This window comes from Streptomyces sp. NPDC002032 (assembly GCF_042890765.1).
Classification (GTDB): Bacteria; Actinomycetota; Actinomycetes; order Streptomycetales; family Streptomycetaceae; genus Streptomyces.
Window position 1 is genome coordinate 366073 of record NZ_JBIASM010000007.1, and the last position, 10823, is coordinate 376895.

8 protein-coding genes, 1 pseudogene and 1 riboswitch are annotated in these 10823 nt (G+C 75.5%); of the genes and pseudogenes, 2 read left to right on the plus strand and 7 right to left on the minus strand.

The features are described 5' to 3' along the window. The 7 genes from ACFYYT_RS19590 to ACFYYT_RS19620 all read right to left on the minus strand — a co-directional run bounded on the left by ACFYYT_RS19590 (nt 1) and on the right by ACFYYT_RS19620 (nt 8621). On the minus strand, nt 1-1464 hold the full coding sequence (locus ACFYYT_RS19590) for a cobyrinate a,c-diamide synthase (protein WP_351816326.1): 1464 nt from the start codon (nt 1462-1464) through the stop codon (nt 1-3). Continuing rightward, entirely contained in the window at nt 1458-2057 is a 600-nt protein-coding gene (gene cobO, locus ACFYYT_RS19595; RefSeq protein WP_351816323.1) for a cob(I)yrinic acid a,c-diamide adenosyltransferase, read from the minus strand. Before cobO ends, ACFYYT_RS19590 begins: the two co-directional genes overlap by 7 nt. After that, nucleotides 2057-4204: a putative cobaltochelatase gene (locus tag ACFYYT_RS19600; RefSeq protein WP_351816320.1), complete on the minus strand. Its 2148-nt coding sequence runs from the start codon at nt 4202-4204 to the stop codon at nt 2057-2059. Before ACFYYT_RS19600 ends, cobO begins: the two co-directional genes overlap by 1 nt. A gap of 88 nt (nt 4205-4292) precedes the next feature. After that, nucleotides 4293-5813: a cobyric acid synthase gene (locus ACFYYT_RS19605; RefSeq protein ID WP_351816317.1), complete on the minus strand. Its 1521-nt coding sequence runs from the start codon at nt 5811-5813 to the stop codon at nt 4293-4295. Then, nucleotides 5810-6775, minus strand: coding sequence for a cobalamin biosynthesis protein (locus tag ACFYYT_RS19610; RefSeq protein WP_351816315.1), 966 nt, complete (start codon nt 6773-6775; stop codon nt 5810-5812). The genes ACFYYT_RS19605 and ACFYYT_RS19610 overlap by 4 nt, the downstream gene beginning before the upstream one ends. Nucleotides 6776-6833: 58 nt before the next feature. Then, nucleotides 6834-6922: riboswitch (cobalamin riboswitch) on the minus strand. Nucleotides 6923-7084: 162 nt separating this feature from the next. Further along, the gene (locus ACFYYT_RS19615) at nt 7085-7306 is read right to left on the minus strand and encodes a hypothetical protein (RefSeq protein ID WP_351816312.1); all 222 of its coding nucleotides are present in this window, start codon (nt 7304-7306) and stop codon (nt 7085-7087) included. A 28-nt stretch (nt 7307-7334) separates the two neighbouring features. Continuing rightward, nucleotides 7335-8621 (minus strand): inorganic phosphate transporter, encoded by a 1287-nt coding sequence (locus tag ACFYYT_RS19620; protein WP_351816309.1) that lies wholly within the window; start codon nt 8619-8621, stop codon nt 7335-7337. A gap of 329 nt (nt 8622-8950) precedes the next feature. Between ACFYYT_RS19620 and ACFYYT_RS19625 the strand changes: the two genes are divergently transcribed. After that, entirely contained in the window at nt 8951-10081 is a 1131-nt protein-coding gene (locus tag ACFYYT_RS19625) for a hypothetical protein (protein ID WP_351816306.1), read from the plus strand. A 129-nt stretch (nt 10082-10210) separates the two neighbouring features. Next, nucleotides 10211-10823: pseudogene (locus tag ACFYYT_RS19630) on the plus strand (hypothetical protein); the annotation flags it as partial.

Genomic DNA, 10823 nt, shown 5'->3' on the forward strand with positions numbered 1-10823 from the left:
TCACCCGGCCGCCCGCGCCGCCCGGTCCGTCCGGTCCGTCCCGCCTGCGTACGCGGCCCCGCCGGCCCCGTCCGCCCCGCCGGCCCGCGCCGACCGTACGAACCGGGCCGCCACCGACGGCCGCGCCGCCCAGTGCGTGTGCAGGTAGCTGGCGTGCACCCCGTCCCGTACGAAGCCCTCCACGCGCCGCTCCGGATGCGTGAACCCCCAGGCCGGGGCGGAACCGGCGCCGGGCTCGATCACCGTGCGGTGGAACTCGTGGCCGCGCAGCCGGGTTCCGGCGACGGCCAGCGCGCTGTCCGACACCGCCACCGCCTCCCGGTACCCGAGCGTGAGCCGCTCCGACATCCGCGCCTCGGCGTCGAGCACCCCGCACATCGGCTTCCCGTCCAGCGACCGGGCCAGGTACAGCAGCCCGGCGCACTCCGCCGCCACCGGGGAGCCGGCCGCGGCGAAGGCGGCCACCGCCGCCCGCAGCGGCTCGTTCGCCGACAGCTCGGGCGCGTACACCTCGGGGAACCCGCCCCCTATCACCAGCCCGGCCGTACCGGCGGGCAGCGCCTCGTCCCGCAGCGGGTCGAAGGTGACGACCTCCGCCCCGGCGGCCGTGAGCAACTCCGTGTGCTCGGCGTAGGAGAAGGTGAACGCCGGTCCGCCCGCGACGGCGACGACCGGCCGCGGCCCGGCCGGCCCGGCCGGCTCCCCGGCGGGCTCCCCGGCCAGTGCCCCGCCCGGCGACCACGAGGCGCAGTCCAGCGCCGGCGCCGTACGGGCCAGCGCCAGCAGGGCCTCCAGATCGCAGCCCGCCCGGACCTGCTCCGCCAGGGCGGCGACGGCGGCCAGCGCGTCGGTGCGCCGCTCCGCCACCGGGACCAGCCCCAGGTGCCGCGACGGCGTCGCCACCTGCGGGGCCCGCCGCAGCACGCCGAGGACCGGCGTCCCGGCCTCCTCCAGTGCCTCCCGCAGCATCACCTCGTGCCGGTCGGAGCCCACCTTGTTGAGGATCACCCCGCCCAGGCGCACCTGAGGGTCGAACGAGGCGAAGCCGTGCACCAGCGCGGCCACCGACCGGGACTGCGAGGAGGCGTCCACGACCAGCACCACCGGCGCCCGCAGCAGCTTCGCGACCTGCGCCGTCGACGCCAGCTCACCGCGCCCCGCGGCCCCGTCGTAGAGCCCCATCACCCCTTCGACCACGGCCAGGTCGCAGCCGGCGGACCCGTGTGCGAACAGCGGTGCCACCAGCTCCGGCCCGCACATGAAGGCGTCCAGGTTCCGCCCGGGGCGCCCGGTCGCGAGAGCGTGGTAGCCGGGGTCGATGTAGTCGGGCCCGGCCTTGTGCGGGGACACGGCGAGGCCGCGCTCCGCGAAGGCCGCCATCAGGCCCGTCGCCACGGTGGTCTTGCCGCTGCCGGAGGACGGCGCGGCGATCACCAGCCGGGGCACGTGGACGGACGTCACCACTCGATGCCCCTCTGGCCCTTCTGACCGGCGTCCATCGGGTGCTTGATCTTGGTCATCTCGGTGACCAGGTCCGCGTACTCCACCAGCTCCTGCGGCGCGTTGCGGCCCGTGATGACCACGTGCTGGGTGCCGGGACGCCCGCGCAGCACCTCGATCACCTCGGCCACGTCGATCCAGCCCCAGTGCATCGGGTAGGCGAACTCGTCCAGCACGTACAGCTTGTGCGTCTCGGCGGCCAGGTCGCGCTTGACCTGCTCCCAGCCCTCCTTGGCCGCCTGCTCGTTGTCGAGCTGCGCGTCGCGCTGCACCCAGGACCAGCCCTCGCCCATCTTGTGCCAGACGACGCTGCCGCCCTCGCCGGAGGCGCCGAGCACCTTCAGCGCGTTCTCCTCGCCGACCTTCCACTTCGCCGACTTCACGAACTGGAACACCCCGATCGGCCACCCCTGGTTCCAGGCGCGCAGCGCCAGCCCGAAGGCGGCCGTCGACTTGCCCTTGCCCGGTCCGGTGTGGACGAAGACGAGCGGACGGTTGCGGCGCTGACGCGTCGTGAGCCCGTCGTCGGGAACGACGGACGGCTGTCCCTGCGGCATTACGCGGCCCTCCTGGAGACGCTGTTGGGTGACGCAGTGTGTGTCACTGCGGTACGTACGTTCTGCACGAGCCCGGCGAGCGAGTCGGCCCGCAGCCCGTCGAGGGTCACGGCGGCCGCGCCCAGATCGGCGGCGAGCACCCCGGCCAGCCCCAGCCGGACCGGACCGGACTCGCAGTCCACCACCACCGAGGCGATCCCCTCGGCGGCCAGCAGGCGGGCGCTGCGCCCCGACAGCTCGCGCGGATCGCCGCCCAGGGCCCCGGCCGAGGTGGCCCGCCCGTCGGTGACGACCACGAGCAGCGGGCGCCGCGAGGGATCCCGCAGCCGCTCCAGGCGCAGCACCTCGTGGGCCTTGAGCAGCCCGGCGGCCAGCGGCGTGCGGCCGCCGGTCGGCAGCCGCTCCAGACGGGCCGCGGCCGCGTCCACCGACGAGGTGGGCGGCAGCGCCAGTTCGGCCCCGGCACCCCGGAAGGTGATCAGGCCGACCTTGTCGCGGCGCTGGTAGGCGTCGAGGAGCAGCGAGACGACGGCGCCCTTGACGGCGCTCATCCGCTGCCGGGCCGCCATGGAGCCGGAGGCGTCGACCACGAACAGCACGAGGTTGCCCTCGCGGCCCTCGCGGGTGGCCTGGCGCAGGTCGTCCTTGCGGATGACCAGCCCGCGCCCGGCGCGGCCGCGCGCCTTCTGGTGCGGGGCGGCCGCGTGGACGGTCGCGGCCAGGTGCAGCTTCGTCAGGTGGCCCCGGGGGCGCTGGGACCCGGTGGTGCGGCCGTGCGCGGTACGGGCGCGCGAGCGCCGGCCCGCCGCGCCCTCGCCGAGCCCGGGCACGCTGAGGGCCTTGGTGCGGAACGGCTCGGCGGCCGCCACGGCGGGCTGCTCCGGGGCCGGGGCGCCCTGGGCCGCGGGCTGCGGGGCGTCCTCGCGCGCGGTGTCGGGGGTCTGCGGGGCGTCGGGGGCGTCGGGGCTCTCGGGGGAGTCCTGGGCCGGGGGCCCGTCGTGCCGCGGGGGGAGCCCGCCGCCGTCCCCGTCCGGACCGCCGCCCCCGTCGCCGTCGCCGTCGCCATCGCCGTCACCGTCGCCGCCGTCGTCCGGGCCCTGCGGCTGCGGATCGGGCTCCGGCTCGGGCTCGTCGTCCGGGAACCCGTCCAGGATCCGGTCCAGCTGCTCCTCGTCCAGGCCCGGCGCGTCGAAGGGGTTGCGGCGCCGGCGGTGGGGGAGCGCCAGCAGGGCGGCCTGCCGGACGTCCTCCTTGCGGACCTCGGTGCGCCCCGCCCAGGCCGCCAGGGCCGTCGCGGTCCGGGCCATCACGATGTCGGCGCGCATACCGTCCACCTCGAACCCGGCGCAGGCGGCCGCGATCCGGAGCAGCGCGGTGTCCCCGAGCGTCACCTTCGGCAGCAGGGCGCGGGCGGCCACGACGCGGGCGCGCACCTCGTGCTCGTCCCCGGCCCAGCGGGCCGCGAAGGCCTGGGGGTCGTCCTCGTAGGACAGCCGGCGGCGCACCACCTCGACGCGCTGGGCGGGCTCGCGGGAGGCCGCCACCTCGACGGTCAGCCCGAACCGGTCGAGGAGCTGCGGCCGCAGCTCACCCTCCTCGGGGTTCATGGTGCCGACGAGCAGGAAGCGGGCGGCGTGGCGTACGGAGACGCCCTCGCGCTCCACGTAGGAGGCGCCCATGGCGGCGGCGTCGAGGAGCACGTCCACCAAGTGGTCGTGGAGGAGGTTCACTTCGTCGACGTACAGGATCCCGCGGTGCGCGTCGGCGAGCAGACCGGGCTCGAAGGCCTTCACGCCCTCCGCCAGGGCCCGTTCGATGTCCAGGGCGCCCACGAGCCGGTCTTCCGAGGCGCCGACGGGCAGTTCGACCATGCGGGCCGGCCGTTGGGCGCCGGGACCGGCTTCGTGCGGGCCGTCCGGGCACGAGGGGTCGGGAGCCGCCGGCGCACAGGAGAACCGGCAGCCGGGAACGACGTCGACCTGCGGCAGCAGCGCGGACAGCGCGCGCACGGCGGTGGACTTGGCGGTCCCCTTCTCCCCGCGCACGAGCACCCCGCCGACCGCGGGGCTCACGGCGTTGAGCAGCAGGGCCAACCGCAGGTCGTCCTGTCCGACGACGGCCGAGAACGGAAAGTGGGCGCTGCTCATGAGACGGTCACTCCTTCGAGTGGCTTGCGATGGACTTCCGTGCCGCCGTGCCGGCGGCTCGCCGTGCTTGACGCGCTCCCCGCGCCCCTCACGGCGCGCCCGGGGGCAGGAACGGGAGGCCCGACGGGGCGCCCCCCTCGATCAGACGGAGCAGGGCGCCGGTGTCGGCGTGCTCGGCGATCAGGTCGCCCAGCAGGTCCAGCTGCTCCTCGCGCAGCGCCGCGAACGAGGTGTCCGGCGCCGGTACGAACCGGCGCCCCGCCGCCGAGGCCACCTCGCGCAGGAACGCCCGCCGGAAGCCGTCCGACTCCAGCGAGCCGTGCCAGTGGGTGCCCCACACGGACCCGACCCGGCACCCGTCCAGGAAGGGCTCCCCGCCCAGCACCTCGGCCACCCCGTGGTGGATCTCGTACCCCTCCACCGGCTCGCCGAGGGCCGTGCCCACCGGCCGGGCCAGGGTCTTCTCCCGCTCGAAGCGCACGCGTACCGGCAGCAGCCCGAGGCCCGCCACCGCCCCGGCCTTCGACTCGACCTCGTCCTCGATGTGCTCCCCGAGCAGCTGGAAGCCGCCGCAGACGCCCAGGACCGGGCGGCCCTGCGCGGCGCGCCGGACCAGCGCGTCCGCGAGTCCGCGCGCGCGCAGCCACTCCAGGGCCTTCACCGTGCCCCGCGTACCCGGTACGACGACCAGGTCCGCGTCGGCCAGTTCCTCGGCCCGGTCCACGAACCGCACGACCACGCCCGGCTCCGCCGCCAGCGCGTCGACGTCGGTGAAGTTCGACATCAGCGGCACCGCGCACACCGCGACCCGCAGCACGTCCTCGCCCACCGGCGGGGCCACCACGGATTCGCGCACCGCGCCCCGCAGGGAGACGCGCAGGCCGTCCTCCTCGTCGATGCCGAGGCCGTGCCGGAACGGCAGCACCCCGTACGTGGCCCGGCCGGTCAGCCCGCGCAGCATCTCCATGCCGGGCTCCAGCAGGGACACGTCGCCCCGGAACTTGTTGACCATGTAGCCCGCGATCAGCGACTGGTCCTCGGGGGACAGCAGCGCCGTCGTCCCGAAGAAGGAGGCGAACACCCCGCCCCGGTCGATGTCGCCGACCACGACCACCGGGAACCGCGCGGCCCGCGCGATCCCCATGTTCACGATGTCGGTCCGGCGCAGGTTGATCTCGGCCGGACTGCCCGCCCCCTCGCAGATCACGGCGTCATACGTGCCCCGCAGCTGCTCCAGGCAGTCCGTGACGATGCCGAGCAACTGCTCCTGGCGTCCCCCGTGGTAGCCGCGTGCGCTCATCTCGCCCACCGGCTTGCCGAGCAGCACCACCTGGCTGCTGCGGTCGCTGCCCGGCTTGAGCAGCACCGGGTTCATCAGGGCCGTCGGCTCCACCCGCGCGGCCTGCGCCTGCATGGCCTGGGCGCGGCCGATCTCGGCGCCCTCGCGGGTCACGAAGGAGTTGAGGGACATGTTCTGGGCCTTGAACGGGGCCACCTTCACGCCCTGCCGGGACAGCCAGCGGCAGATGCCGGCCGTGACGACGCTCTTGCCCGCGTCCGAGGTCGTACCGGCGACCAGCAGTCCGCCGCCGCGCCGCGCGCCGTTCATGCGCGTCCCTTCCGTGTCGAGGTGAGGCGGGAGGCCAGCGCCCGGCCCGCCACGCAGGTGCCCAGGGCCAGCCAGGTCACCCGCCGCGAGAGGCGTACCGCCCGGTCGATGTCCGCGACCTCCACGGGCCGCCCGGCCGCGCCGTTGAGCACCGCCCGGTGTTCGACCCGGCCGCCGTAGGACAGGGTCCCGCCGAGGCGGACCCCCAGGGCCCCGGCGAAGGAGGCCTCGACGGGGCCGGCGTTGGGGCTCGGATGGGCGGCGGCGTCCGCGCGCCAGGCCCGTACGGCTCCCCGCCGGTCGGGACCGGCGGCCACGGCGGCGAGCGCCGTCAGCCGGGCCCCGGGCCAGCCGGCCAGGTCGTCGAGCCGGGCGGAGGCCCAGCCGTAGCGCAGGTGGCGGGGGGACTTGTGGCCCACCATCGCGTCGAGGGTGTTCACGGCGCGGAAGGCGAGCAGGCCGGGGACCCCGGCGAGGGCTCCCCACACCAGTGCGCCGACCACCGCGTCGGAGGTGTTCTCCGCGACGGACTCCACGACGGCCCGCGCCATCTGCGGCCCGTCCAGGGCCTGCGGGTCGCGCCCGCACAGGTGGGGGAGGCGTTCGCGGGCGACGTCGGTGTCGCCGGCGGCGAGCGCTCCGCCGATCGCGCGGGCCTCCCGGCCCAGCGAGGTGCCGCCGACGACGGCCCAGGTGGCAGCGGCGGTCAGGGCGATCCGGGCGGCCGCGGGCCGGGAGCGCACGGCGCGGGCGCCGAGCGCTCCGACGGCGGCCGCGCCCCCGGCGCAGATCAGGGTGTGCAGGACGCCCCGGGCGCGGTCGTCGCGCCACAGGGCGCCCTCGACGGCGGCGGCGGCTCGTCCGAAGGCGGCCACGGGGTGCCCTCGGCGCGGATCCCCGAGGATCCGGTCGCCGATCAGGCCCGCCGTGGCGCCGTACGCGAAGACGCGGTCGGCACGCATGGTGGCAGGTATGTCCTCACTCAGGGTCCGCGCCCTGGTTCGACGTGTCCGGCGGCGAGAGTTCCTGGCTCCCGGGGCCCGCACGCGCCGCGTGCGCTCCCCGGTGACAGTGGCGGGACCGCGCCGGATTCGCACCGGACTTCCTCTCCATGCCGCCGTATTGGCCCGGGCAGTCCACCACGCCCCGCGAACGCCCGTCAACTTACTGTTGACCTGCGGTGGGACGGGGGACGAAGGGGAGGCACGGGTACGCGAAAGCTCCCCCCGGGATTCCGGAGGGAGCCCTCGCGCGCCGTGGTGCGTGCCGGGTCAGCTGACGATCAGGTAGATCCCGTAGCTGACGGCCACCGCGCAGAGCGCGAAGCAGGCGTAGGCGCCGCTGCGGGCCAGGGTGGCGGCCCCGCCCCGCTCGGTGGCGGCTTCGTGCTTGGACAGGCCCACCAGGCCCAGGGTGAACAGGGCCACGAGGGCGACGGTGGCGGAGAGGCTGACCCCGAAGACGGAGCCGAGTGCTGCCCAGTCGATCTTCATACTGCCGTTTCCTCTGTCGTTCTCGGGGTCAGACCGCCGCGGCCGGAGCCGCGGGGGCCGCCGTCGCGGCCGGGATGGTGGCCTTGAGGGCTTCGTCGGTGACCTCGGCGGTGGTCGCGGCCGCGACGGCGCCCGCGGTCGGCGGGACGGCCACGGCGGCGATCGCGGTGGTGACCACGCCGGGCTGCTCGGAGCCGGACGCGGCGGAAGCGGCGTCGGCGGCGTTGACGTTGGTGTGGTCGACGACCTGGCGGCGGGAGATCACCCAGATCGCGAAGCAGGAGGCCACCAGGAAGAGCGCGACGGCGGCGACGCCGACGTCACCGGTGCGCATGACCAGCTCGGCACCCGAGGCGACCAGGGCCGCGGCCGGCAGGGTCAGGCCCCACGCGATGAACATGCGGGTCGCGGTGGACCAGCGGACCACACCGCCCTTGCGGCCCAGACCCGCGCCCATGACCGCGCCCGAGCAGGCGTGGGTGGTGGAGAGGGAGAAGCCGAGGCTGGAGGAGGCCAGGATGACGCTGGCGGCCGAGGTCTGGGCGGCGAAGCCCTGCTGCGGCTGGAGGTCGGTCAGGCCGCTGCCCATGGTGCGGATGATGCGCCAGCCGCCCAGGGAGGTGCCCAGCGCGATGGCCAGACCGGCGGAGACGATGACCCAGACCGGCGGGTTGGAGCCGGGCGCGAGCGCGCCGCCGGCGACCAGGGCCAGGGTGATGATGCCCATCGTCTTCTGCGCGTCGTTGGTGCCGTGCGCGAGGGAGACGAGTCCGGCCGAGGCGATCTGACCGGCCTTGTAGCCCTTGGCCGAGGTCTTCTCGCCGATGTTCCCGCCCAGCTTGTACGTCAGCCTGGCGGCCAGCATCGAGGCCGCACCGGCCACGATCGGCGCGGCGACGGCGGGGAGCAGCACCTTGGTGACGAGCGTGCCGCCGTTGACGGCACCGAGGCCGGCGGAGGCGACGGCCGCGCCGACCAGGCCGCCCATCAGGGCGTGCGAGGAGCTCGACGGCAGTCCGACCAGCCAGGTCACCAGGTTCCAGAGGATCGCGCCGACGAGGGCGGCGAAGATCACTTCCGGCTGGATGCCTTCCTCGTTGACGAGGCCCTTGGAGATCGTCTTGGCGACCTCCACGGACATGAACGCGCCGACCAGGTTGAGCACGGCGGACATGGCCACCGCCGTCTTGGGCTTGAGGGCGCCGGTCGAGATGGTGGTGGCCATCGCGTTGGCCGTGTCGTGGAAACCGTTCGTGAAGTCGAACACGAGAGCGGTGATGATCACGATCCCGAGGAGAAGCGTTATGTGCTCCATTTACCCGAGCTTCTGTTTGACGTCAGTGGCTCGGCGACCGTAGGCAACCTGGATGAACGGAAGGTGAACTGACTAGGGACGGGTGGTGTTCCGGCCGACGGCGCGATCGCGTCGTTGGTCCCGATTCTGTCGTAGATATATCGATTCGCCCATGTCAGGGCCGGGTGGCGGGGCCCGGGCCCGGGGGCCCCTCGGCCTGGACGCCCACCCCGGCACGAGGGAAAAGAGAGGTAGATCACTCCGGTTCTCCCGGTCCTCCCGGTCCGGGAGCCCGCCCCCGTGATCCCGCTCCGGTGGCCCGCCCGCCCCCGCGCCCCGACACTGGAGCGGTGCGTACCGCCACAGCGACGGCAGCGGCCGTCACCACGAGCCTGATCGGTGCCGGAGCGGCCGCCGTCGCGGCCGCCCGGTACGCCGCCGACTGCGCCCTGCGCGCCGAACCGGGCCGCCCGCTGCCCGGCGGCCCCCGGCTCAGCGTCCACTCCACCGCCGCCGGGCGCGTCGTGCTCACCCGCTCCCTGGCCTCCCTGCGTCCGGGCACCTACGGACTGACCGCGCCCGGGGTGCACGCCGTGGTCGGCCCGGTCCTCGACGGGGTCCCGTCCGGCCCCGACACCGTCGTGCGCCGCCTGATCGCCGTCACCCACGGCAGCCTCGACCCCGGCACCCGCGTCACCCTCACCCCCGTGGTCCACCTGGGCAACCCGAGCACCGCCCTCGGCCTCGACCACGCCGACGTGGACGTCCCCGGGGAGCTGGGCCCCCTGCCCGCCTGGTTCGTGCCCGCCGCCCGGGACACCTGGGTGATCACCGTGCACGGGCTGGGAGCCGGCCGGGAGCACCCCATGGTGGTCATGCCCTTCCTGCACCGCCTGCGGCTCCCCGTACTGGACCTCGCCTACCGGGGCGACCTCGGCGCCCCGGCCAACCCGGACGGCGTCGGCCACCTCGGTGAGTCGGAGTGGCGGGACCTGGACGCCGCCATCCGCTACGCCGTGCGCTACGGCGCCCGGCGGGTGATCCTGCACGGCTGGTCCACCGGGGCGGCCATGGCCCTGCACGCCGTCGAGCGCTCCGCCCTGGCCGGCCGGATCTCCGGGATCGTGCTGGACTCGCCCGTCCTGGACTGGCAGGCCACCCTGCGCGCCCTCCTCGCCGCCCGCCGCACCCCCGCCCCGCTGATCCCGTTCGCCGTACGCGCCGCCGAGGGCCGGGCGGGGCTGCGCGTCGACCGTCGGCCGCCCGGCTCGGACCCCGCCGCCCTGCGCGTCCCCGTCCTGGTCTTCCACGGCCCCGACGACACCCTGGCCCCCTGGGAACCCTCCCGCCGGCTCGCCGCCGCCCGGCCCGACCTGGTCGTGCTGCAGACCGTCAAGGACGCCGCGCACGGGGCGATGTGGAACGCCGACCCCGCCCGGTACGAGGAGGCGCTGCGCCGCTTCCTCGTACCGCTCATGTGATCACTTATGTGAAGGGGCTGTGGCGGACGGGACGGGGTGGCCGCATTGCCCCGGTTCATCCCGCCGCCGCCCTGTGGAAACGACTGGTTCCGTTTGGGCTTTCGGCCAGTGACGGGCGAGACTGCTTCCGTGACGTCCCGAAAGCCTGATGAGCAGTTGGCTCGCGACTCCAGACTCCGACTCGTCTCCCCGCGCTCCGTCGCCACGGCGCGCAAGGCGGTGACCGACCGGCGAACCCGGACGGCCCCCCGTCCTCCGGCGGGCACCCCCGCCACGGCGGACCTGGCGAACCGCGCCCGCGCCTCCCTCGCGGACGCGGTACGGCTGGCCCGCTGGGCCGAGCTGAACCTGGGAGCCGGCGACGGCGGACGGCCCGCCCCGGCGGCCGCGCTGCCCGCCGCCGACGTCGAACGCGCCGCCGCGGAACTCTCCCTGACGCACGGCCAGATCCGGGTCGGCTGGGACCGCGCCCGGCTCTCCGGCCTCGTCGAGGTGCACGGCGGCCACGCCCGGCCCGGCTGGCGGCTGCGCGCCTGGGACCGCGACGACACCGCCGTACTGCGCGGCTGGGTCGCCCTCTTCGACGCCTGGTCGCTCGTCCACCCGGCCCCCGCCGACATCGCCCCCTCGGCCGTCGCCGAGGTGGTCGAGGCGATGCCCCAGCTCCTGTCGCTGCTCCAGCTCTCGGCCGGTCCCGTGACCGTCCCCGACCTGCTGGACCTCCTCGGGCAGCGGGTCACCG